The 22811-nt window shown below is 55.1% G+C and carries 22 protein-coding genes and 1 tRNA gene; 7 read left to right on the top strand and 16 right to left on the bottom strand.

The genetic code is table 11. The features are described from left to right. Positions 1-4: 4 nt before the first annotated feature. From OXF42_04020 to cysC, 4 genes are all read right to left on the bottom strand, one after another. The gene (locus tag OXF42_04020; protein MCY4047260.1) at positions 5-1396 is read right to left on the bottom strand and encodes a DNA methyltransferase; all 1392 of its coding nucleotides are present in this window, start codon (positions 1394-1396) and stop codon (positions 5-7) included. Positions 1397-1415: 19 nt separating this feature from the next. Then, on the bottom strand, positions 1416-2621 hold the full coding sequence (locus OXF42_04015; protein MCY4047259.1) for a putative DNA binding domain-containing protein: 1206 nt from the start codon (positions 2619-2621) through the stop codon (positions 1416-1418). Between the two features lie 5 nt (positions 2622-2626). Next, a complete protein-coding gene (locus tag OXF42_04010) occupies positions 2627-3883 on the bottom strand; it encodes a glutamate-5-semialdehyde dehydrogenase (GenBank protein ID MCY4047258.1) in 1257 nt (418 codons plus the stop codon). A gap of 61 nt (positions 3884-3944) precedes the next feature. Continuing rightward, the gene (gene cysC / locus OXF42_04005; GenBank protein ID MCY4047257.1) at positions 3945-4535 is read right to left on the bottom strand and encodes an adenylyl-sulfate kinase; all 591 of its coding nucleotides are present in this window, start codon (positions 4533-4535) and stop codon (positions 3945-3947) included. 150 nt (positions 4536-4685) lie between these two features. On the opposite strand from cysC, the gene ndk reads away from it, so the two are divergent. Together ndk and holA are read left to right on the top strand one after the other, a co-directional pair. Then, on the top strand, positions 4686-5099 hold the full coding sequence (gene ndk, locus OXF42_04000; protein MCY4047256.1) for a nucleoside-diphosphate kinase: 414 nt from the start codon (positions 4686-4688) through the stop codon (positions 5097-5099). A 9-nt stretch (positions 5100-5108) separates the two neighbouring features. Further along, on the top strand, positions 5109-6086 hold the full coding sequence (holA, locus tag OXF42_03995; protein ID MCY4047255.1) for a DNA polymerase III subunit delta: 978 nt from the start codon (positions 5109-5111) through the stop codon (positions 6084-6086). On the opposite strand, the gene rpsT is transcribed toward holA, so the two are convergent. Beyond that, the gene (rpsT, locus tag OXF42_03990) at positions 6070-6396 is read right to left on the bottom strand and encodes a 30S ribosomal protein S20 (protein MCY4047254.1); all 327 of its coding nucleotides are present in this window, start codon (positions 6394-6396) and stop codon (positions 6070-6072) included. The two genes, holA and rpsT, sit on opposite strands and share 17 nt — an antisense overlap. A gap of 102 nt (positions 6397-6498) precedes the next feature. Between rpsT and fsa the strand changes: the two genes are divergently transcribed. Then, on the top strand, positions 6499-7146 hold the full coding sequence (gene fsa / locus OXF42_03985; GenBank protein ID MCY4047253.1) for a fructose-6-phosphate aldolase: 648 nt from the start codon (positions 6499-6501) through the stop codon (positions 7144-7146). A gap of 10 nt (positions 7147-7156) precedes the next feature. Here fsa and OXF42_03980 read toward each other — a convergent pair whose 3' ends face one another. The 8 genes from OXF42_03980 to OXF42_03945 form a co-directional block, all read right to left on the bottom strand. After that, complete coding sequence (locus OXF42_03980; GenBank protein MCY4047252.1) at positions 7157-7963, bottom strand: polyprenyl synthetase family protein; 807 nt, start codon at positions 7961-7963, stop codon at positions 7157-7159. Next, the gene (gene xseB / locus OXF42_03975) at positions 7960-8178 is read right to left on the bottom strand and encodes an exodeoxyribonuclease VII small subunit (GenBank protein MCY4047251.1); all 219 of its coding nucleotides are present in this window, start codon (positions 8176-8178) and stop codon (positions 7960-7962) included. The genes OXF42_03980 and xseB overlap by 4 nt, the downstream gene beginning before the upstream one ends. Before the next feature lie 13 nt (positions 8179-8191). After that, a tRNA-Met gene (locus OXF42_03970) sits at positions 8192-8268 on the bottom strand. Positions 8269-8304: 36 nt separating this feature from the next. After that, positions 8305-9186 (bottom strand): hydroxymethylbilane synthase, encoded by an 882-nt coding sequence (gene hemC, locus OXF42_03965; GenBank protein ID MCY4047250.1) that lies wholly within the window; start codon positions 9184-9186, stop codon positions 8305-8307. Beyond that, a complete protein-coding gene (gene hemA / locus OXF42_03960; GenBank protein MCY4047249.1) occupies positions 9158-10486 on the bottom strand; it encodes a glutamyl-tRNA reductase in 1329 nt (442 codons plus the stop codon). Before hemA ends, hemC begins: the two co-directional genes overlap by 29 nt. Next, entirely contained in the window at positions 10483-11040 is a 558-nt protein-coding gene (gene folE, locus OXF42_03955; protein MCY4047248.1) for a GTP cyclohydrolase I FolE, read from the bottom strand. Before folE ends, hemA begins: the two co-directional genes overlap by 4 nt. After that, complete coding sequence (locus OXF42_03950) at positions 11019-12590, bottom strand: NADH-quinone oxidoreductase subunit M (GenBank protein ID MCY4047247.1); 1572 nt, start codon at positions 12588-12590, stop codon at positions 11019-11021. The genes folE and OXF42_03950 overlap by 22 nt, the downstream gene beginning before the upstream one ends. 62 nt (positions 12591-12652) lie before the next feature. After that, positions 12653-14470: a YadA-like family protein gene (locus OXF42_03945; GenBank protein ID MCY4047246.1), complete on the bottom strand. Its 1818-nt coding sequence runs from the start codon at positions 14468-14470 to the stop codon at positions 12653-12655. 203 nt (positions 14471-14673) lie between these two features. Here OXF42_03945 and OXF42_03940 point away from each other — a divergent pair, with 203 nt between their 5' ends. Further along, the gene (locus OXF42_03940) at positions 14674-16290 is read left to right on the top strand and encodes an acyl-CoA synthetase (GenBank protein MCY4047245.1); all 1617 of its coding nucleotides are present in this window, start codon (positions 14674-14676) and stop codon (positions 16288-16290) included. Here the strand turns inward: OXF42_03940 and OXF42_03935 are convergent, their stop codons facing one another. Further along, positions 16291-17226, bottom strand: a complete 936-nt coding sequence (locus OXF42_03935) for an LLM class flavin-dependent oxidoreductase (protein ID MCY4047244.1) — start codon at positions 17224-17226, stop codon at positions 16291-16293. Positions 17227-17555: 329 nt separating this feature from the next. On the opposite strand from OXF42_03935, the gene hflX reads away from it, so the two are divergent. Genes hflX through OXF42_03920 form a run of 3 tightly spaced genes read left to right on the top strand, consistent with a single transcriptional unit; the run spans position 17556 to position 20608 of the window. Continuing rightward, on the top strand, positions 17556-19178 hold the full coding sequence (hflX, locus tag OXF42_03930; GenBank protein MCY4047243.1) for a GTPase HflX: 1623 nt from the start codon (positions 17556-17558) through the stop codon (positions 19176-19178). Continuing rightward, the gene (locus OXF42_03925; protein ID MCY4047242.1) at positions 19108-20244 is read left to right on the top strand and encodes a M20/M25/M40 family metallo-hydrolase; all 1137 of its coding nucleotides are present in this window, start codon (positions 19108-19110) and stop codon (positions 20242-20244) included. The genes hflX and OXF42_03925 overlap by 71 nt, the downstream gene beginning before the upstream one ends. Further along, complete coding sequence (locus OXF42_03920; GenBank protein ID MCY4047241.1) at positions 20219-20608, top strand: cobalamin biosynthesis protein CbiX; 390 nt, start codon at positions 20219-20221, stop codon at positions 20606-20608. The genes OXF42_03925 and OXF42_03920 overlap by 26 nt, the downstream gene beginning before the upstream one ends. Positions 20609-20620: 12 nt before the next feature. Here OXF42_03920 and OXF42_03915 read toward each other — a convergent pair whose 3' ends face one another. After that, positions 20621-21508, bottom strand: coding sequence for a metallophosphoesterase (locus OXF42_03915; GenBank protein ID MCY4047240.1), 888 nt, complete (start codon positions 21506-21508; stop codon positions 20621-20623). Further along, the gene (mtaB, locus tag OXF42_03910) at positions 21487-22803 is read right to left on the bottom strand and encodes a tRNA (N(6)-L-threonylcarbamoyladenosine(37)-C(2))-methylthiotransferase MtaB (GenBank protein ID MCY4047239.1); all 1317 of its coding nucleotides are present in this window, start codon (positions 22801-22803) and stop codon (positions 21487-21489) included. The genes OXF42_03915 and mtaB overlap by 22 nt, the downstream gene beginning before the upstream one ends. Positions 22804-22811: the final 8 nt, after the last annotated feature.

Genomic DNA, 22811 nt, shown 5'->3' with positions numbered 1-22811 from the left:
CTTATTAATCAGCCATGTAACCGAGTTTCTTGTTCTCTCTACGCAATCCACTCAGGGTGAACCTATTGCTTTTCAGTCTGTTACAAGGACCGCACAGTAATACCCTGTTGGTTATGTGGTTGAGCCCCCCATCTGAACGAGGTGTATTGTGGTCTAGTTCCAAGTAGCGAGGATCACTGAATTCTCTGTCGCATCCTTGGCATACGGGGCCGTTGTGTTTCAGCAGGTATTCTACCATTTCCTGTCGCCCCATTTTCTGCCCCGGCTCTTGAAATCTTTCTGGCACCTGATATACGGGACGGTCTTCCTTGATGTCATTATCCGCACGTTCTGGCGGCGTAGTTTCATATATAATCTTATCCCAGTAGAAGAGAGTTTCTGGACTGCTCAGTTGATCAGAATTGAGTTTCCCTTCCTTAGACAACCTTTTGATGACAGCATCTTTCGCTTCATCCCATATGTCCATGCCGACCCACTTTCTTTTCAGCCTTTCTGCGGCAACCAATGTCGTAGCACAACCGCAGAATGGGTCAAGAACGACATCTCCCTCGTCACTGGATGTCTCTATTATTCTTTCGTATAAGGCGAGAGGCTTTTGAGTCGGGTAGCCGTATCGCTCCTTTGCCTGCCCATTCAGGGATGGAATGTCCCAAACATCTGATAGTGCCTTGCCTTCCGGTTCATCCACATAGTAGACTGCCCGCCCCTCCGCTTTCCATTCCGAGAGTTTTTTCACAACATTCGGGTTATTTTTGTCGTATATCCTGACCAGCCGAACCCCGTTACTGGAACCCAAATTGTACCCGGCCTTCATAAGTGATTTCTGCCTCTGTGTGCGTTCTCCGTACTGCTTGTTGAATTTGTACTCTGGCATTCCGTAAAACAAGATTAGATCATGGTTTCGTTGGAAAATATTCCCCGCATTAGTCCACTTCTCATAGTTCCAAACTATTTCGTTGATGAAATTTTTCCTGCCGAAAATTGCGTCCATAATGGTCTTTATGTAATGGCTTGCTGTAGGGTCGCAGTGAATGTATATGGAGCCAGTCTGTTTAAGGATGCGCTTCATTTCCAAAAGCCTCACCGCTAAGAAGCAACAAAATGCTCCCATACCATCGGAGTGCGCTGCTCTAGCTGCCTCAATAGATTCCTTGAGTGCAGGATGGTCATCAGTTATCTGGTCAACCCATTCCTGTTGCACATCTTTTTTCCACGACCATCGGTCTTGAAATTTAGCACCCTTGGCCAAACTGTCTGGTGTGGCATGGAAATCCTTACTCTTGTTGAACGGCGGGTCGGTTGCTACCAAGTCAATGGTTCCAGAGTTCATTTCCATCAAGAACTTGAGGTTGTCTCCGTGATACAGTGTCCGGTTTTCAAAGTTTCGCTTTGCCATTGTTAACAAGAATCGGCGTTCACACCTTGCCCCGCAAAATACATTTTACAAAACTCTGGTTGACTTCAAACTCCGGCGGCGGGTTGCCGTTTTCTTCCATTGTCCGTTTTGCGGTGGCTATGCCGCGCCCGAAAGCCTGAATGAAACCGAAGGTTTTTAACACATCCGCTATGTTCGGGTTGCGGTAGCCGGTTATGCCCGGTTGACCAAAGTTTTCCGCCGTAACCTCTCCATAAGGCCCGCCGGGATTGATGATTTCAATTCGGTCGTTATACCAGTAAACGCGAACTGGCGCGTTGTTACTTTCATAAGCGCGATGGAGAACGGCATTGTAAAGGATTTGTTGCAACGCCACATGCGGATAGGCGCTGTCTAATTTATGTGTTGGTCCCGATGTAATATCCACCGCTTCACGGTTATGGGCTTGGAGTTTTTCTTCCGTCAGTCGCAACATTTTGACTATATCACCAACGATTTTTGCGTTGTCTATAACCGGGTCGGCCAGTTCAGTGCCATCAATACGCAGGAACTGTATGTAATTTCCGGGCAGAAAATCCTGCGGGTTTCTGCCGATTGCAATCAACCCAAGCACGGTCGGCGCATTGTCTTGCAATGAGAGCATTTTGCATGAAGCCAAACGTTCCTCATAACTTCGGTTGTTTTCTTCCAAAACATCGCTTGCGAATGCGGCGGGCAGATATTCATTCTCAAATATCGTCTTTGACAAATCCGCAAGGGTCGCGCTGGGGACGGGGCGGAGGTCAAACGGCAGGTTTTTGTATCTGCGCCTTTCATTAAGGATGCGCTCTTCCTGCTCGTTGGCAATGGACTGGCGCGGACCGGTGCGAGTCCATATACGCCCGGCATACCTAACCGGAGGCATGTCGGACGGCAGGACTGTGACAACAGCCATATCCGCCCCCCTCAATGTGCGTTTTTCCACCGACAACACGGGCAAAGGCAGGATATTGCCGTCTGTTTTCATGTCCGCCAAAGATAAAAGAAGTTGATCTGTAATATCCAATCCGCTCGGTTCGCCGTTGTCTTTTGCGCCGATAAACAACACACCCGGCCGGTTGTTGCCGGGTAGGTCATTGGCAAACGCACAGACCGCCTGTCTTGCCTTTTTGGACGCCTCTCCTTTGAATGTTTCCTTGCGCTCGGCACAGTCGGACTCAAGGTCATTCAACAACTTAAGCAACTGATTGTCCGTCAATCTTTGCATCAAGGCTACTCCCTAACCTGCCCTTCCCCTCTGACAATAAACTTCTCCGAAGTCAATTCCTCAAGCCCCATCGGGCCGAAGGCGTGAATCTTTGTGGTGCTTATCCCTATCTCCGCCCCCATTCCGAGTTCAAAGCCGTCATTAAAGCGCGTGGACGCATTATGCATAACCGCAGATGACTCCACACCGCGCAGAAACCGGCGGGCGTTGCCCCCGTCTTCCGTAACAATGCAGTCCGTGTGCATTGAACCGTGCGCGGCTATGTGCTCCATTGCCCCGCCAACGCCTTTAACCACCCGCGCATTCAAAACGGGGGCAAGATATTCAGTGTCCCAATCCTCATCAGTTGCGGGCGCGGCATCGGGAATTATTGAACACGTCTCCGGACACCCCTTTAATGAGACGCCTTTTTCCCTTAACTCATTCCAGACGGCGGGAAGAAATTCCGCCGCTATCTTTTCATCCACAAGCATTGTTTCCATCGCGTTGCAGACGCCCGGACGCTGAACCTTTGCATTTACGCATATATCAACCGCCATGGGGATGTCGGCAAACTCGTCAACAAAAACATGACACACCCCCTTGTAATGCTTCAATACCGGTATCGCGGAGTTTTCCACAACAAACTCTATGAGCGCCTGCCCGCCGCGCGGGATGATTAAATCTATGAAGCCGTCCAGTTTGAGCATGTCAAGAACCAGTTTTCTGTCCGCATCGGGCACAACACTCACCGCCGCGGGCGGGACGCCGTTTTCTTTTAAGCAGTCTCTTATGACCTCTCCGATTGCAATGTTTGAACGGAGCGCCTCCGACCCGCCTCTCAGGATTACCGCATTGCCGGACTTGAGGCACAACGCCGCCGCATCCGCCGTAACGTTCGGCCTTGACTCATAGACAATCCCGATTACACCGAGGGGAATTCTCATCTTCTCAACGCGCAAACCGTTGGGCCTTGTTGAAAACGGCGCGGTTTTTCCCACAGGGTCTTCCAGAGCCGCCACTTGCCGTATTCCCCGCGCCATGGCTGTTAACCTTTTGTCATCAATGGCAAGGCGGTCAATCATCGCGGCGGACATGCCGTTCTTTTTCGCCCGCGCCAAGTCTTCGGCGTTTTCGCGCATTATGTTTTCGCGCCCCGCGAGCAGAGCCGAGGCGACCGCTTCAAGCGCTTTGTTTTTGGTTTGCGGGTCAAGAACCGCCAGCGCCGAAGTTGCCCGACGGGCTTCGGCGGCGATGTTTTTCATTGAGGGAGCGTCCGGCATGGTTCACTTTGAGAATAATGGGCAAAACACCCGGCGGCAAGCGGCGCGCCCGCGCCCTTTTTCAGATTCTGTCTTTGATGAAATCGCAGACCTTGTCTGCGGACTGCTCAAGGGTTTCCTTGTCAGTATCAACAATTATCTCCGGAGAGGGGGGCTCTTCATACGGGTCGTCAATGCCGGTAAACCCTTTGATTTCTCCGGCTCTGGCTTTTTTGTAAAGGCCCTTCACATCCCTCTTTTCGCACTCTTCAACGGGGCAGCGCACAAACACCTCAACAAATTCGCCGTCTTCAAGCAGCGCCCTCACCCCGTCCCTGTCTTTTATGTAGGGGGAGACAAACGCCGAAAGCGTTACCACACCGGCATCAACAAACAACTTTGAAACCTCTCCGATTCTTCTTATGTTCTCGGCGCGGTCCTCTTCGGAAAACCCCAGCCCCTTGCACAGCCCCATCCGTATGTTGTCGCCGTCAAGAATGTAGGTTCGCACGCCCCGCTCCATAAGTTTCTTCTGAACCTCGCCCGCCAGCGTTGACTTTCCGGACGAAGGAAGCCCGGTGAACCAGACAACAAGCGAGCCGTGCCCGCTTGCCTCTCTTCTGTCCGCTTTTGTTACGGCGTGCTCATGAGGGATGATGAATTTTTTTTCCAATGTGCTCCTCCAGAGAAGGGCGAAATCTACAGCCGAAGCCCCCCGCAGTCAAGCGGAGCAGTCCGGGCGGGGGCGTTTGTCAAAGCGGAGCGCGCTGTTAATATAGTGGGAAAATTCCCGCCCGAAGCGGGTTCAACAGGAGAAAGGAAAATGGAGCAGACGCTTTCAATCGTCAAGCCTGACGGCACATCAAGAAACTTAATTGGGAAAGTTATCGGAACTTTTGAGGAAAACGGCCTGTCCGTGGCGGCAATGAAGATGATACGGATGGATGGAGAGCGGGCAAAGGGCTTTTACGCCGAGCATTCGGAACGCCCGTTTTTTGCGAGCCTCACCGATTTTATGTCGTCCGGCCCGTGCGTTGTGATGGTCTTGAGGGGAGAAGACGCCATTGCAAAGGTCAGAAAGATAATGGGGGCGACCAACCCCGCCGAGGCGGATGACGGAACCATCAGAAAACTGCACGCCGAAAGCGTTGAAAGAAATGTCGTTCACGGCTCAGACAGCCCGCAGTCCGCTGAAAGGGAGATCAGTTACTTCTTCAACCGCCTTGAAATTTTCTGAGACGGGATATTGAAAAAAGACTCTTCAACCGCCGGAAGCCCGGTCTGCCTGATAAGGGGCGGCCAGACGCTTCTTGCCGACAGGTTCACGGAAGAGATTTCCGCCCGTTTTCTTGGACAGTCCGAATCGCCTGACACGGCGGTGTTTTATGCGGATGAAACCCCGGTCGGCGAGGTTCTCTCAAATGTTTCCACGCCCTCCATGTTTTCGCCGAAAAAGGTTGTCGTGCTGAAACGCGCCGAATCCCTTGACAAAAAATCGCTGGAACTCGTCAAGCGGTATTGCGCCGCGCCCTGCTCTCACACCTGCCTGATTCTTGTATCCTCCGACCCGTCAAAACCCGCCCTCAAGCCCGATGACGGGGTTGTGGTCAAACAGGCCGAGCAAGACCCGCGAAAGGTTGCGGAGCGGGTGGTTGAAGAAGCCCGCGCCGCGGGGCTTGATATGAAACGCCCCGCCGCGGAACGCCTTTGCGAACTGGCGGGCGAAGATTTGGCGGTTATCAAAAGCGAACTTGTCAAACTCTCCGAAGTTTACGGCGCGGGGGCGCGTGTGGGCGTTAGCGAGATAGACGGGGCGCTCCAAAAACGCACGGACAGAGACACCTTTGAACTCGTCAACGCCATTGCGGACGGCAAAAAAGGCGAAGCCCTTTCAATCCTTTCGGAGATGGCTTTCCGCAATCAGACCGAGCCGCTTCTCATACTGTCCGTTGTGTCGTCAAGGATAAGGAACATACTGAGGGCGTCATGCGTGAGGGAGAGCGCCAAGGGCTCTCCGCCCGAAGAGCAGAAAAAACTGATAGCGAAGGAGTTGAAAGTCAAACCGGGAGCCGCCCATTATATATGGAAGCAGACGGCAAACTTTCCGCGCGGCGCGGCGGCGCGCGCGGTGGCAAGCCTTGCCGAGGCGGACAAAGCCCTGAAAACCTCGCGCTCCGGAGGCTATGATGCGCTCACCCGGATGGTGGTTAATCTGCTGGGGTAGCGGCGCTTTCCTCCGCCGGAGCGGATGCCGCAGGGGGGGCGGACGCCGAAAGCGCATGGAGTTTGCGCGACATTCTCGCCACATTTCTGGAAGCGTTTCTTTTGTGTATGACGCCCTTTGAGGCCGCTTTGTCAAACGCCGATACGAGACCCTTGAAAACGGAGTCGGCGGCGGCAAAGTCTTTTGCTTCAACGGCTTGGAGAAAACCTTTTGTTTTGGTTTTCAAGGATGATTTCACAAACCTGTTTCTTGCCCTTCTCTTGAGGCTCTGCCTGTGTTTTTTCTTTGCGGATTTTATTCTCAGCGCCATTGCAGGTGTCTCTTGACAGGCGCAAAGTATGATGCCGCGCGTCCGGTTTGTCAAGCGGTATGCCGTTTTGTGGTAGAATGAGCGGACGCAAAGGAGGCGGTTATGAAAATTTTTCTTGATTCGGCAAATCTCAAAGAGATAAGGCACGCGGCTTCTCTCGGAGTTATAGACGGCGTAACGACCAACCCCAGCCTTGTTTCAAACGAGGGCGGGCAGAAGTCTTTTGCCGCGCTGGTCAAACAGATATGCGGCATCGTCAAGGGGCCGGTCAGCGCCGAGGTCATATCAACAAACTACCGCGACATGGTGGCGGAGGGGCGCAAACTCGCCCTCATAGACCAGTTTGTTGTGGTCAAAATGCCGCTCACGGAAAACGGTGTGAAGGCGACAAAAACCCTCGCTTCCGAGGGGATAAAGGTGAATGTAACCCTTGTTTTCACGCCCTCGCAGGCGCTTCTTGCCGCCAAGGCGGGCGCGGCTTATGTGAGCCCGTTCATCGGGCGGCTGGACGATGTGTCAACTTCGGGAATGGAACTTGTGGAAGACATCTCGCAGATTTTTGACAACTACGATTTTGCCACCGAAGTGCTTGTGGCAAGTGTGCGCCATCCGATGCATGTGGTTGAGTCCGCCCTTGCGGCGGCGGATGTTGTAACGCTTCCGCACAAGGTTTTAATGCAGATGTTCAAGCATCCGCTTTCAGACGCGGGCCTTGAAAGGTTTCTTTCCGACTGGAAGAAAAAGAAATAGCGGGGGTTTTCTACCCCGTGCGCTCGCAGAGGCGCAGGGCAAGCCCGGCAAGGACGGACTTATCACCGTCAAAATCCTCAAGTTTGCCGACCGCCTCGCGTGAAAGTTCCCTTGCCCTTTCCCTCATTTTTCCTTCGCCGGTATCCAGCAAGTCATCAACCGCCTGAAATGCCATTCCGGTAGCGCGCGCATATCCCGACAGAGCGGCGGTCTGTTTTTCATCCGCCCCGCCCGCAAGCGCGCCGCACAGCACCGCCGCCTCAATGAGCGAGCCGGTTTTCAAGCGGTGAACACTCTCCTCTCCCCCCCTTCCCTCAAGGTCCATCATCTGCCCCACCGCCATGCCCGCCCGCCCCGCGCCGGACGAAATTACCCGCACCATCTCAAGCAAAGTTGAGTCCGCAAGCCCCGCCGCCCTTCCCTCCGAGGCGAGAAAACCGAAAGAATCCGTAAGCAGCAGGTCGCCCGCGAGAATCGCCGCCGCCTCTCCGAATTTTTTGTGGGTTGAGGGAAGCCCCCTCCTCATGTCGTCATTGTCCATTGAGGGCAGGTCATCGTGTATGAGCGAGTAGGTGTGAATCATCTCTATGGCGCACGCGGCGGGCATGGCGGCTTCCGCCCGCCCGCCCACGGATTCGCACGCCGCCATGCACAGAACGGGCCTTATTTTTTTCCCGTTTCTCAGGATGTGGGAGACCGCGTCCGCAAGCCCGGAATGTTTTTCCCTCACCGAGGCGATGTATTCCTCAAGTTTTTGTCCGACCCGCTTTCTGCGGTCGTCCATGTAACCGTCAATTTCGGATGGCGGCTGTTTCACTTTTTCCGTTTTGCGGGAATGTCCGCCTTGTCGCCGGTCGTTTTGTCGCCGAGTGCCTCAATTTTTTTTGAGGTTTCTTCAAGCATAAGGCGGCACTCTTTTATGAGGCGGACGCCCCGCTCAAAGTTTTCTATCATTTTTTCAAGGGGAACTTCCTTGTTTTCAAGGGAACGTGAAATTTCCTCTATTTTTTGAAGTTTTTTCTCAAATGACATTGCTGGAGATTATTGGTTGCGGGGGAAGGATTTGAACCTCCGACCTTCGGGTTATGAGCCCGACGAGCTACCAGACTGCTCCACCCCGCGCCAGTTGGAACATTCTACTCAAGCAGCCCGCCCCGGTCAATGCCCGCCCGCTTTTAACATCACTCTTTCCGCGATCTCCGCCCCGACCCGCCCGCAGTCCGCCTCTTCCGCAACCGCCGTTTCCCGGTGAACCTCCCCCCGCCCGTCTGCGGCGAGCACGGCGACAACCTCTATTTTGCCGCCGCTGCGGCGCGCGTGGCAACCGGCGGGAACGGAACAGTCACCCCCCAGACGCGCGAGAAACTGCCTTTCAATGCCAACGCACATTTGCGACTCCGCGCACTCAATCGCGCTCAGCCACTCGCGGGTTTGCGCGTCATCCTCGCGGCATTCAACGGCGAGAGCCCCCTGCCCCGGCGCGGGCACAAACTCCGCCGGGTTAAATCTCAAGCCCGCCCGCCCCGTCATATCCAGCCTGTCAAGGGCCGCGCTTGCGAGAACAAGCGCGTCAAACTCCCCCGCGTTCATTTTGTCTATGCGCGTCCCCACGTTTCCCCTCACCGGAAGAACGGAAACATCCGGGCGCATGGCGAGCACCTGGCAGCTTCTCCTCAGGCTTGCCGTGCCCACGCGCGCGCCTTTTTTCAGAGAGCCGTCCGCGCCGTCCGGAAAAACAACGCAGTCCGAAGGGTCGGCGCGGGGGGGAACGGCGCCTATGGCGAGGCCGTCCGGCAGGGCGGAGGGCATGTCTTTCATACTGTGGACGGCGATGTCCACCGCGCCGGAGGCAAGCGCCTCTTCTATCTCCCGCACAAACGCGCCCTTGCCGCCTATGGGCGCTCCCCGGCGGTCGCCGGAGGTTTTTATAAAAACAAATTCCGTTTTAAGTCCGGGGAACTGTTTTGTCAAAAGCGCGCCCGTCTGCGCCGCCTGAATTTTAGCGAGAGGGCTACCCCTGCTTCCTATCTTTATCTTCATCTGCCGACAGTTCCCCGGACAGGTCAAAGAGGGTTTTGACCGTCTCCGCATAGGCGTTTTTGTCTTCGGAGTTTGCCGTTTCCATTTTAAGTTTTGTCATTGGAGCGTGCAGAAATTTCTCCATAAGGGTTTCGGAAAGTTGCCATATAAGCCGTTCCCTCCGCTCTTTTTCGCCGCCCCTTTGCTCAAGTGAATCCAGCTTTGACAATGTTTTGACGGTTTCCTCCCGCACGACCGCGCGCGCCTTTTTTCTGAGTTCCACGATGAGGGGAAACGCCTTGAGCCCTCCGCGCCGGGATGTGAATTTGAGGCTCTCATTTTTCGCCATTTCCTCCGCCCTGCCGAGGTTGCGGCGCAGGGTGTCGCGGTTTTTTTCAACGAAATTCTGAAGGTCGTCCATATCGTAAAGAAAAACGCCCCCGATGCCCCGGACGGCGGGGTCTATGTCTCTGGGGACTGCGATGTCTATCAGGGAGACGGGCTTGTTTTTTCTCAGTTTCATCGCGTCTTCCAGATCTTCGGTTTTCAGTATGTAGTTGGATGAGCCGGTGGCGGAAATCACTATGTCGGTTTTTCTTATCCACAAACCTATCTCCGCCATTGAGACGGGTTTCCCGCCCACGATTGCCGCCAGTTTTGCGCCCTCTTTCGGGTCTCTTGCGGCGATGCGGATTTCGCCCGCGCCTCTCTTTGCGAGCTGCGCCGCCGCATCGGCTGCCGCTTCGCCCGTTCCCACAACCATCACCGAGCAACTTGAGATGTCGCCAAAGATGTTTCTCGCCAGTTTAATGGCGACCGAACTGACCGATGCCGTGTGTGAGCCGATGCCGGTTTCGTTTTTAATTTTCTTCGCCGATGAAAACGCGCTCTGAAAAAGTATGTTCAGCGCCGCCCCCGTCGCCCCCTCCGCGCGCGCCGTTTCATACGCCCGCCGGAGTTGCCCTAAAATTTGCGGTTCTCCCACGACCATGGAGTCCAGCCCGGCGGACACCCTGAAAAGATGACGCGCCGCTTCCGCCCCCTCAAGAAAATACAACCTGTCTTCACCGCCCGCGCCCCGCGCTCCGCAAAGAAATTCGCTTATGGCGTCAAAACACTCCGCGCCGTTCACACACGCGGCATACACCTCAACCCTGTTGCACGTGGAGACTATTACGCACTCATCCACAGACTCACGGGAAAGCAGAGCCCCAAGCGCCTCTCTTGTCGCCTCCTCCCCTCCCACGGACACCCTTTCCCGCTCCTCAACGGGAGAGGTTTTGTGGCTCATTCCGCAAACAATCACGGTGGCGTCCGTCAAAGCCCGGTCTCCTTTATAAGGCTCAAAAACTCCTCGCGCGACCGCTCGTCGCTCCTGAACAGTCCGTTCATTGAACTTGTTATCATGTTCGCTCCGGATTTTTCCACCCCGCGCATCGCCATGCAGAGGTGGTAACCCTTCACCACCACCGCCACCCCCTTGGGGGAAAGCGCCTCTTTAAGCAGGTTTGCTATTTGAACCGTCATCCTCTCCTGCACTTGCAAGCGTCTTGAAAATACTTCAATAATGCGCGGTATTTTACTCAAACCAATAATCTTTTTGTTGGGAATGTATGCGACATGGCATTTTCCGAAAAAGGGAAGCATATGGTGCTCGCACATGCTGTAGAACTCGGTGTCTTTAACGATAACCATCTCATCGTAATCTATCTCATAGACGGCTTCGCGGGCGATCTTCATAGGGTCGCTCCCATAGCCGGACGTTATCTCTTTCATCATCCTTTCTATGCGGAGCGGGGTGTCTTCAAGCCCCTCCCTTGCCGGGTCTTCGCCGATCTCGGTCAGTATCTGTTTTACCGCTTCCTGAATTCCCACTGTTTTTCCGCCTTCATTTTGCCCGTTTGCGTTTGCGCGGCAAACTCCGCAATAAACCGCTTTGCTCCCGGCTCAATACGCGAGAGAAACGGTTTCGGATACACGCCAAGCGCAACTATTATAGCCGCCATTGGCAAAATCACTCCAATCTCCCGCAGGGTCAAATCGGTCAGTTTTTTGTTTTGCTCTTTCTCCACGGGCCCGAAAAACACCTTTTGAACGGCTTTAAGCATGTAAACCGCTCCAAGCACTATGCCCGTTGCGGCAAGGCCCGCGCTCAAATAACTCTCCCTGAAAGCGCCTAAAAGCACCAGAAACTCCCCCACAAATCCGCTCAGCAGAGGGAGGCCTGCGGACGCGAGCGAAAACAGTATGAAAAACGCCGCAAACACGGGCATCACAGCCGCCACGCCGCCGAAATCTGCTATCTTTTTTGAGTGCCTTCTCTCATACATCATTCCCACCATCATAAACAGCGAGCCGGTTGAAACCCCGTGGGCGAGCATGTGAAAAACCGCGCCTTCAACCCCCTGAATGTTGGGCAGGGTAAAGCCGAGGACGATTATGCCCATGTGGCTCACGCTTGAGTAGGCGACCAGTTTTTTCAGGTCTTTCTGGGAGAACGCCACCATTGCGCCGTAAATAATTCCCACAATTGCGGCGGCGGAAAGAAACGGCATAAACGCCGCCGAGGCGTCCGGAAAGAAGGGAAACAGCATACGCAGAATTCCGTAAACGCCGAGTTTGAGCAGTATTCCCGCAAGGATAACGCTGCCCGCCGTGGGCGCTTCCACGTGCGCGTCCGGCAGCCATGTGTGAAACGGAATGACTGGAACTTTGATTGCAAAAGCAAGAAAAAACGCCGCGAACAACAGCCCCTGAGGGCTTAAAAATCCGTCAAAAGCGGTTGTTACGGCCACCAGGTCTTCAATCGCCATTGACGGCGAGCCAAACTGTTCCACCCGCGCGGCGTAAAGGTAAAAGATTGCTCCGAGCATAAGCGCGCTTCCAAAAGCCGTATAAAGGAAAAACTTTACCGCCGCATATACTCTCCGCTCCGTTCCCCACACGCCTATCAGAAAATACATCGGGATAAGCGCCGCCTCCCAGAAGAGGAAAAACAGAATCATGTCGGTCGCCGCGAGTGTGCCGACAACCGCCGTCTCTATTATCAGAATGAGCGAGAAGAACTCTTTGGTTTTTCTTTCCGCTATGTTCCATGAACTCAAGATCGCAAAAGGCGTAAGGAAGGTTGTGAGCATAACCAGCGTTAAGCTGAGCCAGTCCACGCCGAGGCCGTAGGCAACCCCCAACTCCGGCATCCATTCCGCGCTTTGTGTGAACTGCATTCCGCCGCCCGGTTCAAAGTTGGTGAAAAGCGGGACTGACGCAAGAAAAACCAGCACGCTCAAGCCGAAGGCGGTTTTTTTGAATGTTTCATCGGACAGGCGGAATATCAGTCCTAAGAGCGCGAGGGCGCACACACCGGCAAGCGGCAGGAATGTAATGAGGGTAAGGTTTCCCTCTGTGGCGGTTGCGAGGTATGACAAAACTGAAAAGGGAGTTTACAGAAAGCGGGGGGTAACTCAAGCGGGAGAAAGGAGGTTGGTTTTCACCATCCGTAGGTTGCGCCGAAGCGACCGCCCAGTTTGGTTCCGCTACTTCCCCAGCCCACGCCGGTATTGAACCGCCACCTCTTGTTGATGCGTAATCCTAAAGATAAAGCCGCAGCGTATTCTTTATTATAGGTTGCGGAACCGAGAGACACGCTCATTCTCTCGCCCGGCAAGAGAGACGACTGCATTGCCATTGACATGGCAATGCCGGCGGAAAGGTCTTTTTCCAACCCTTCCACGCGCCGGTCTAAGCCGGACAGGGTGCTGAAAGGCAAAGTGCTCAGACGCACCGTGCCGTCAACATTTGTATCCTGCACAACTAACTGGCGGTCAGCCTCAGTGTTTGGCGCATCCATGCGGCCTGAGCCGATTGTCGGCGCCGCACGATAACCGCCGTTCCCCGCCAATCCGCCATTGGTGTCACGGTCAGCCGCAACATCCGCCTCGCTACGCAACACTCCCTGTTGTATGCGCCCTACTATGCTGTCGGCGTGCGGGGTGTTGGAGTCAATGTCATTATCGCCGGGGCTGGCAACCGAGGGGTCGCCGTATAAGGCCCGGAACAGGTATGTCAGCCGTTGGTTGCCGCTCACTTGGCCGGGGTCCAGTTCATTGAACTCTCCCAAGCTGGTGTTGACCGGATTGCCCTCGGCATCCACCAGAGGACTGTTGGAGCGGGATAAAGCCGCCACCAGCGATGCCACCTGAGCGCGCACGCTGTCTCCCGTCAAGATAATCTCACCGGTTTCAGCGTTAATTTTTATACTGAGTTGCCCCTCTTCATCCGGCATAACCGGATCCACGGCTGAAACGGCTTCATTCACACGCCACGCCATAAGTTCAGCGCTGTTTGCCGAGCCGATTACGTCTTGTATGTAATTGATGCGCGCGTGTGCGCTACCGTTGGAATTGCGCATATCGGTTTGTGTGCCGAGGTCGGCGCGCAGAGCATTGTCGGCATTGGCGCGGGACTCGGTTTCAACTCTTAACGCCCTGTCAATTGCCCTGTCAATCGTTCCGCCTTCCGTTGCCGCATTGGTAATTATATCTCCAACGGCATCGGCGCTTATGCCGTCTCCGGTAATGCCTGAAAGTTCACTCAAGTCGTAAGCGCCTATCCGCACATTCCTTACTGAGGAGTTGCCGATGCGGATTTGTCCGCCGGTGGCGAGCACATTGCGCCCGATTGCTATTGCGTCCGTGCCGGTCGCGTTTGAGCCCGTCCCAATGGCAACGGCGCCACCCCTGCCGTTTGCAAAAGCCCTTGCGCCTAACGCTATTGAATAATCATCCGCCCTCGCAAACGCGCCGAGAGCTGTTGCTTCCTGTCTTGCAAATGCGTCGCGTCCGAGGGCCGTTGCGCTATATTCAACCGCGCACGCGCTATGACCGACAGCCGTTGAATTTAGTCCGTCCGCCCTCGCAAACTGGCCGACAGCCGTTGAATTTTCTTTCGCAAAAGCCCTCGCGCCGACAGCCGTTGCATTGTTCCCTCTGGCCCCCGCCGAAAAACCAATGGCTGTTGAAGAATTTCCTGTAACAATTGTGCTTGCGCCGATGGCAGTTGAATCGTGTCCCTGCGTGCGTGCAAACGCGCCGAAAGCGGATGAATTGAGCCACACCGCCGCATTAGTAGTGTCCGGGCCGGGGGTGGAAGGGTGGCCTCCGCCCATGTCGGTTGCCCCGTTTTCTGCCCCGTTTCCGCTGTAATCTGCTTTGGCAAAATCCGCCGGAATTAATAAACAGAGAATCGCCCCAAGGACGGTCAGGGCTCTCTTCGTCTCGCGCCTAACGCTGGTGTAAAGTGGATTCATCTGACCAAGTTGCCCGCTAATTAAGCGACAACTTCGAAAAGTCTAAAGGGATAGTTTTGCTGTTGTCAAGGGGAGGCAGAAGATTGTTAACGCTTCTTCATCAACAGTAGCCATCGGCGGTGGACTCAAAACGGCGGCATTTAATAACCTTCATGTTCCCCCCTCCCTTTGAAACTCCCGACCAATTCATAATAATTACACCCATGCCTTTTGACTACAAAGCCCTCTGCGCCTCGTGGAAGTGGAACATTCCCCGCAAGTTTAACGCGGGCGTTGACTGCGCGGACAGGAACGCCTCAAATCCCGACCTTGCAAACAGAACCGCCCTTATATGGGAGGGCGGGGACGGGGAGGTGAAACGGTTCAGTTTTTCAGACCTGAAAACGGAGACAAATAAAATCGCAAACATATTTCTCGCCTCCGGCGTTAAACGCGGCGACAGGGTGATGGTTATGTTGGACAACGTTCCGGAATTTCCGTTTTCATTTCTTGCGGCGATGAAAATCGGCGCGATTCCAATTCCGGCGAGCGCAATGCTTACCCGTCATGAGGTTTCCCACATACTTGCGGACAGCGGCGCGAAGGCGCTTGTAACCTCTCCGGAAATTTACGGGCGGGTCGGGGAGGCGGCGGCCGGTTTGAGCGCGGTTTGGACGACCGGCGGGAAAGCGCCCGCCGGTTGCGCGGATATTGACAATCTGACGGAAAATGCCCCCGCCGAACTCACGCCCGCAAACACTTCCGCCGAAGACATCGCTTATCTGTGCTACACATCGGGAACAACCGGCGAGCCCAAGGGGGTTGCACACGCGCACAGGGCGGCCATAGGGCGCGACCCGGCGGCGGTGTTCTGGCTTGGGGCGCGCTCCCGCCCACGGGTTTTTCACGCGGGGAAACTCAACTGGACATACACCCTCGGAGCCGGATGCCTTGACGCATGGCGGCACGGATGCTCATCGGTGCTTTACGGCGGGGCATACAATCCGCGCATTATGTTTGACCTGATAAAAAAACACCGCGTTGATGTGTTTATGGCCGTGCCGACGGTTTTCCGGCAGATGGCGAGAGACGCGGCAAGCGGCCCGCCTCCCGATGTTTCGGGGCTGACCCATTGCCTCAGCGCGGGCGAGCATCTGACCCCCGAACTTTTTTCAGTCTGGAAAGATAATTTCGGCGTTGACATACGCGAAGGGCTGGGGATGAGCGAGTTCAGTTATTACATATCAAACATGGAGGGGATGGGTATCAGGCCCGGCTCTCCGGGAATGCCGCAGCCGGGGCGAAAATGTTTTCTTGTCGACCCCGAAAGCGGAGAGCCGGTTCGCGGCGGCGGGGAAGGGGTTTTGTGCTCATCGCCCGGCGACCCCGGAATTATGCTCGGCTACTGGAACCGCCCCGCTGAGACGCGCGAAATGTTTTCGCGCAAGGGGGATTTTATTAGCGGCGACTATTTTACGGCGGACGATGAGGGCTACCTGTGGCCGCTTGGCAGAAAAGACGACATGATAAACAGTTTCGGTTACAGGATTTCACCCTTTGAAATTGAGGCCGCGCTGTCAAAGCACCCGAAAGTGGCGGACTGCGCGGCGGCGGGGATTGAGGCGGGCGAAGGAAAGGTTATCGCGGCGGCGTTTGTCGTTCCCTCCCCCGGCGGGCATGACGGGGAAACTCTGAAAAAAGAGATATTGGATTTCCTCTCCGCCCGCCTTGCGCATTACAAGATTCCCAAAGAGGTTTTCATCACCGGCGCGATACCGCGCACGAAAAACGGAAAGAAAAAACGCGGCGAACTGCGCGGGTTGCACGGCGGCGCGGTCTGATTAACCGTAGGCCGCGCAGGTAACTTTCATCACCTCCACATTGCTCTGCTTGCCCACCGCCCCGGGAACTATGATGGGCAGGCTGACGCCCGCCTCCCTGTGGGCTTCAAGCCGCTCGCGGCAGCGCTCTGCGGAGCCCACAAGCGCCACCGCGTCAATCAGTTCATCGGTAAACGCCTCGTGCGGTTTTTCTCCCCCTTTGATTTTTTCAACCACTTCGCCGTGGCCGATGTTGGTGATGAGACGCTGATAAAAGGGAAACCGCGCGTAGCCGGAAAGCCCGAATTTCGCCGCCTTTACGGCGTCATCAAAACTGTCTGAAATGAAAGACGGAATGCCGTTTGTAATTTCAACCGCAGACGGGTCTCTCCCCGCCTCCTTTGCGCCCTCCGCAACCCGCTCCTTCAATTGCCTGACATATTCCGGCGGAGACATGTAGGGCATCAGCCCGTCCGCCGCCCTTCCCGCCAACTGCGCCGCAGAGTTTGTAAGCCCCGCTATGTGGACGGGAATGCGGGGCAGTTCGCGCTTGATTGTCAGCAGTTCCGAGGAGCCGTCAAGTATGGGCCTTATCTGCGCTATGTAGTCCTCCATTGACTCAACTGGATTTCCCATGTCTATGCCGAATTTGTCGTTGACCGGCTTGTGGCTCACTCCCAGCCCCAATATCATCCTGCCGCCGGAAACCTCCTGAACGGTCAGAGCCTCGGCGGCGCAAATAACCGGCTTGCGCATAAAGATATTTGTGATCCATGTGCCGACCTTGATTGAGGATGTGGCTTCGGCAAACACCTGAGCGTTTGAGATGGCGCTGTAAGGCGGCACTTCGGGCGAGAAAATCGCTTCAAACCCCGCCCCCTCCGCCTCGCGGGCGAGAGCCCTCAAATCCTCAACTCCGCATCCCCACACCGGTGAAATAGTTGCAACACGCGCCATTGTCTTCTCCTTTATGCGGGCTTTGCCGCCCGTTGTTGAAAGTCAGTCTAACGGCGAGCCCCGCTTTTGACAACTCCCCGCGCGGCATTATAATAGCGGTATGAAAAACCGGACGGGCGCAGAGATTTACATAGCGGGCATTTTTGTTCTGGTCGGCTCAATACTGTTTATCGCCGCGCTTACGCATGTTTTTTTGAACCCATGATGAACATCATAGGAGAAGTTCAATAGCGACTGTTTCCGTTTACGGAAGGAAGTCCGGGCTTACCAGCAGAGAAGTCAGGCTGGTTCTCAAACTGTATGATAAAAATCTGAATCCCGGGCGGGTTATGACGCCGGAGTTCGGCGCGTCCCTGTGCTCGGCGGTTTCCGCCGCAAAGAGGCCCGTCTCCGCCCTTGTCAACGGGAAAGGCGGGGTCTGCGCCGTGTTTCTCGGAGACGGTTGCGATGCGGAAATATCCGCCTTTTTCAAAAAACGCCGCGACACGGCAAAGGCGGTGAGGAACTACAGGCTCATCCGCGCCCGCGCCGACGGGCGGGGGCTTACGGAAAATGACAGGTTCACCCTTATCAACGAGCGGCTTGAAATGGTGGGCGTCATAACAATGCCGGGCGGCCCCCGGGGCCATGCGGGTTTTGAGTTTGCCCGCCCCTCTCCCGGCCCGGACAGATGTGAAACCGTCCGCTTTCCGGATTACAGAGCCGTGAGGGTTGATTCGCAGACCGCCCTTGCCGTTCCGGAGGCGGCGCGCCCCGCCGCCCCGCGAGGCCGGGATTGTGTTTTTCTTGCGGGAGCCTCGCGCGGGACGCAGGCCGGGGCGGCGGCCTCGCTTGAGGAACTTGAGCGGCTTGCGGTGTCTGCGGGAAAACAGGTTGCCGGGCGGCGCATCCATATGCTCCGTCCCTCCAAAAGGACGGGCAACACCGTTTTGGGAGAGGCGAACCTCTCCGACCTTCTTCTGCTTGCAAGGCATGAGGGGGCGGGGGCGGTAATTTTTGACACCGAATTGAAACCGGCGGAAATTTCCGAGATACAAAGCCGCACTGACATGAAAATTATTGACAGGACGCAACTGATTCTTGAAATTTTCTCATCCCGGGCGTCCTCAAAAGAGGGAAGGCTTCAGGTCAAACTCGCCGAATTGAAATACGCCCTTCCCCGCCTTGCGGGAAGCGGGGCGCTGATGTCAAACCCCGGAGCCGGTATAGGAACAAGGGGCCCCGGAGAGAAACGCTTGGAAAAAGAGAGAAGGGGCCTGCGGAAGCGGATAAAAGACCTTGAGCGGCAAATGGAGGGCATATCGGCGAGAAGGGAGCGCACAAAGACCCGCCGCATAAAAGACGGCAACTCGCGGGCGGTTTCCCTTGTGGGCTATACAAATGCGGGAAAATCCACCCTGTTTGCCGCCCTGACCAAAGCCCCCGCCGATGCGGCGGACAAAATGTTCACCACCCTCGCCACAAAGACCCGCCGCCTTTACCGCCCGGCGCGCTCCCCTGTTCTCCTCACAGACACGGTGGGTTTTATCAAAGACCTGCCGGACGACCTGAGAATGGCTTTCAGGGCGACCCTTGAGGAGATTGGCGGCGCGGGCCTGCTTGTTCATGTGGCGGACGCGGGCGACCCGGTTGTGGAAGACAAAATAACGGCGGTTGAAAATGTTATCGGCCTTATGGGGTTTGGCGACATTCCCCGGCTGCTTGCTTTCAACAAGACCGACACGGCCCCGCCCGGCAGAATAAAAGACCTTTCTTTGATATACCGCGGCGCGGTTTTTGTGTCCGCAAAAATGCGCGACAACCTTGAGGCGCTCACAGGCCGTGTTGATTTTATGCTTGGCGGACAGCATACTTCCCGGCGCGATTCGGGGAGGATTGAACATGATTTCATACACGAGAATGCTGGAGCACCTGACGGATATCATCCGGATAGACAGCGAGTCACGTTGTGAGAGGGATGTCGCGCTGGTTCTGGAAAAGCAGATGCGGGAACTCGGCGCGGACTGCTCTTACGATGACTGCGGAGAAAAAGTCGGCGGCGACACCGGAAACCTGATTGTGAAGATAAGGGGCAACACAAGCGCCCCTCCCCTTCTTCTTTCCGCCCACATGGACACGGTCGCGCCGGGCAGGGGCATAAACCCGCGCGTGGAAGACGGCTTTCTCAGAAGCGGCGGCGACACCATTTTGGGCAGCGATGACAAAAGCGGCGTCTCGGTGATTGTTGAGGTCGCGCGCTCCCTCAAAGAGAACGCCCTTCCCCACGGCGACATTGAGATAGCGTTCACAATATGCGAAGAGGTCGGCCTACTGGGGGCAAAGCATATTGACCCTTCGCTGTTTGAGTCCGCCGAGGGAATAGTTCTTGACAGCAGCACACCGGAGCGGCTTGTTGTCAAATGCCCCGCCTCCGACATGATGAATGTGGAAATAAAGGGCGTTGAGGCGCACGCCGGCCTGTGCCCGGAGGACGGCGTAAGCGCCATAGAAATTGCGGCGGACGCCATATCAGGGATGAAACTGGGAAGGATAGACTTTGAGACCACCGCCAATGTGGGGAAGATATCGGGCGGAACGGCAATCAACATAATTCCGGGTTCCGTGTCCCTTTTGTGCGAGGCAAGAAGCCACAATGAGGAAAAACTCGCAAAGCAGATGGACCACATGGAGGAGCGCTTTATCGCCGCATCGGCAAAGGCGCGCGGGGGCAAACCGGATGTGAAGATAACGCGCGAGCCCATTTATCCGCTGATGGATGTGTCCGAATCCTCCCGTATTGCAAAAATGGTGGAGAGTGTCGCGCGCGAAACGGGTTTTCCGGTGGTTTTTCACACAAGCGGCGGCGGGTGCGACGCCAATTTCTTCAACCGCAAGGGCATAGAGTGCGTCAATCTCGGAACGGGCATGTATGAACTCCACACGGTTAATGAGCATCTTGTTATTGAGGAATTCAACAGGTGCGCGGACATAGTTTTAGGAACAGTTCTGGAAAATGTCGGGGCAAAACAGGCAAATTAGAAAAGCCCTGATACTTGTTGACCACGGCAGCACGGTTGATGAGGCAAACCGGCTGCTCGCCCTTGTCGCGCAAAGGATAGAGGCGAGAAATACGGACTTTGACATGGTTGAGCACTGCCATATGGAGTTAGCCCCCCCGACAATGGAGGATGCGTTTGCAAAATGCGCGGAAATGGGGGCGGAAGAGGTGGTGGTTCACCCCTACTTTCTCGTTCCCGGAAAACATTCGGGCTTTGACATTCCCTCAATGGCGCGGGCGGCGGCGCGGAAATTCCCCGGCCTCAGGCACACCGTTACCGACCCGCTCGGCATACACGAAAAAATTGTGGATGTTGTTCTGGAGCGCGTTTCGGGCGGAAAGTAACGTTCGCCCGCGCTACGGGCATTCAACGGTTTTTGAAAGGGTCAAATGTTTGGCGTGCCTGTTTTGCCATTTTCTTTTTTGATGGTTTCTTGAAAATACGGACGCTTTTTTTGTTCCGCAGTAAAATGCGAGAAAGCGGGATTCCGGCTGCTTAAAACCTTTCAGTTCGGGGCGTATGGAGGATATGTGAACAAAAACCGTCCCGTTCAGGTTTTCTTTTTTCGTAACCGTGCGCGGGAAAAAATGCGGGATGTGAAGATGACCCGAAAGCCAGAGGGCAACTTTTTCTTTTTTAAGCGTTTCGGTGAAACGTTCCGAGCGCTCTATCCGGCGGGCTTCCATCCCGGAAAGGGCTATTGAGCTTCCCTCAAGCGGCGCGTGGGTTACGGTGACTATTATTTTGTCCCGGTTGTTTTCAACGGTTTCCCTCCACCACTCAAAAGTTTTGTCGCTTATGAAGGTTGATTTGGTTTCTTTCTCGTCCGATATGAGGATGAAAAGAATGTTTCCGCGCAGGACGGCCCTGTGAAATTTGCCGATCTTTTTCCTGAAGAGCGCGCCGCCGTCCGGTTTGTTGTCATGATTGCCCGCGATCTCGTTCCACGATTTAATATACGATTTTGACCGCGCCGCGAGATACCAGTCAAAAACCTCTTCGCTTGGGCGGTCTGCAATGTCTCCGGCGACAAGGGCCATGTGAACATTCCTCGTGTTCCGGTTCATGTCGTCAACGGCGTTTTCAAAAACCCTCCTGTGCGAGAGGTGTATGGGCTGGGTGTCGGCAAGCGCCCACACCTTGAAGACATCCTCCCTGTCAAATATGCCGGTGGGAAACGGTTTGCCCGCGCATGACGAAAACACAAGCGGGGCGAGAAGTATCAGCGGGAAGAGCAGACGCATCCTTTGGCTTTTTCTCCGGAAACCGAGTTTATCCGCACTTTCAGATTGACGCCCGGCTTCAGGTTCGGGTCTGAAACCGCGACCGGTATGTAGTTGTCCGTCATGCAGATTGACCGGGTTTCAGATATTGCCGGAAGGGTTCTGCCTATGAAACTCCTGTAGAATTCGTGTTTTTTCTTCGCCCCCAGTTCGCGCATTTCAAGGCTTCTCGCCTTTTTCACTTCATCAGGCACGGGGTCTTTCATAATGCTTGCCGATGTGTATTTTCTCGGTGAATACGGAAAAACATGAAAATAGGTCAGCGCAGAGTCGCGGGCGATTTTCACGGTGTTGCGGAAGCGGTCATCGGTTTCTCCGGGAAATCCGACCATTATGTCCGTTCCTATGGAGGCGTCCGGCATGGTTTGCCTGATTGAGTTCACGCAGTCCGCAAACTCTCCCGGCCCGTAACGGCGTCTCATCTTTTTCAGTATGCCGGCGTCTCCGCTTTGGAGTGATATGTGAAAACTCTCGCATACTGATTCCGCCGCGCCGCAAAACTTTATCAATTCCTCGCCGGTGTCCGCCGGGTCAAGGGAGCTGAGGCGAATTTTTGGCGCGGGCCGGGGTGAATCTTCAATTTGAGCGAGGACGGACACAAGAGAACTGCCGATGTCCGTCCCGTAACCGGCAAGGTGTATTCCCGTCAGCACGGCCTCCCGGTATCCGTTTTGGTAAAGAACCTCAAGCCGCCTGACCACCTCGTCGGGCGGCAGACTTCTTGACCTTCCCCGCGCGCGCGGGATTATGCAAAATGAGCATGCGTAGTTGCATCCGTCCTGAATTTTCAGAAAAGCCCGCGTCCGCTCCGGAAAGGCGCTTATGCCCGGCGATTCAAACTTTCTTTTTTTGTCGGCAAACAGGTCGGACACAAAAATCCGCGCCGCGGTCTGCGGGTTTCCCTTCCTCACAATCTCCGCCAGAGCGGGAAACTTGTGGGAGTTTCCCACCACATAGTCAACGCATTTCAGGGAGGAGATTTCTTCGGGCGACACCTGGGCGTAGCAGCCGGTCATCACCACCACACCGGAGGGGTTGGATTTTTTTGCGCGGCGCGCGTAGTTTCTCGCCTCCGAGTCCGCCTTGCCGGTTACGGTGCAGGTGTCAATAATATAAACGTCCGCCCTGTCCGAAAACCGTTTGTTAATTTCATATCCGCTCCCCGGTAGCCGTGACAGCATGGCGGCGGTGTCATACTGGTTTGCCTTGCATCCGAGGGTAACCACCGAGACGGTTTTTTTTCGCAACTGTTCCATACGAAAAA

Source organism: Candidatus Dadabacteria bacterium, from assembly GCA_026708565.1.
GTDB lineage: Bacteria > Desulfobacterota_D > UBA1144 > Nemesobacterales > Mycalebacteriaceae > Mycalebacterium.
The sequence above is the reverse complement of the archived record's forward strand: the minus strand, read 5'-3'. Positions and strand labels throughout refer to the sequence as shown.

Coding starts and splice junctions, on each gene's coding strand:
- OXF42_04020 (MCY4047260.1), bottom strand. CDS start 1,396: ATGGCAAAGCGAAACTTTGAAAACCGGACACTGTATCACGGAGACAAC.
- OXF42_04015 (MCY4047259.1), bottom strand. CDS start 2,621: ATGCAAAGATTGACGGACAATCAGTTGCTTAAGTTGTTGAATGACCTT.
- OXF42_04010 (MCY4047258.1), bottom strand. CDS start 3,883: ATGCCGGACGCTCCCTCAATGAAAAACATCGCCGCCGAAGCCCGTCGG.
- ndk (MCY4047256.1), top strand. CDS start 4,686: ATGGAGCAGACGCTTTCAATCGTCAAGCCTGACGGCACATCAAGAAAC.
- rpsT (MCY4047254.1), bottom strand. CDS start 6,396: ATGGCGCTGAGAATAAAATCCGCAAAGAAAAAACACAGGCAGAGCCTC.
- fsa (MCY4047253.1), top strand. CDS start 6,499: ATGAAAATTTTTCTTGATTCGGCAAATCTCAAAGAGATAAGGCACGCG.
- xseB (MCY4047251.1), bottom strand. CDS start 8,178: ATGTCATTTGAGAAAAAACTTCAAAAAATAGAGGAAATTTCACGTTCC.
- hemC (MCY4047250.1), bottom strand. CDS start 9,186: ATGAAGATAAAGATAGGAAGCAGGGGTAGCCCTCTCGCTAAAATTCAG.
- OXF42_03945 (MCY4047246.1), bottom strand. CDS start 14,470: ATGAATCCACTTTACACCAGCGTTAGGCGCGAGACGAAGAGAGCCCTG.
- OXF42_03940 (MCY4047245.1), top strand. CDS start 14,674: ATGCCTTTTGACTACAAAGCCCTCTGCGCCTCGTGGAAGTGGAACATT.
- OXF42_03935 (MCY4047244.1), bottom strand. CDS start 17,226: ATGGCGCGTGTTGCAACTATTTCACCGGTGTGGGGATGCGGAGTTGAG.
- hflX (MCY4047243.1), top strand. CDS start 17,556: ATGACGCCGGAGTTCGGCGCGTCCCTGTGCTCGGCGGTTTCCGCCGCA.
- OXF42_03925 (MCY4047242.1), top strand. CDS start 19,108: ATGATTTCATACACGAGAATGCTGGAGCACCTGACGGATATCATCCGG.
- OXF42_03920 (MCY4047241.1), top strand. CDS start 20,219: ATGTCGGGGCAAAACAGGCAAATTAGAAAAGCCCTGATACTTGTTGAC.
- OXF42_03915 (MCY4047240.1), bottom strand. CDS start 21,508: ATGCGTCTGCTCTTCCCGCTGATACTTCTCGCCCCGCTTGTGTTTTCG.
- mtaB (MCY4047239.1), bottom strand. CDS start 22,803: ATGGAACAGTTGCGAAAAAAAACCGTCTCGGTGGTTACCCTCGGATGC.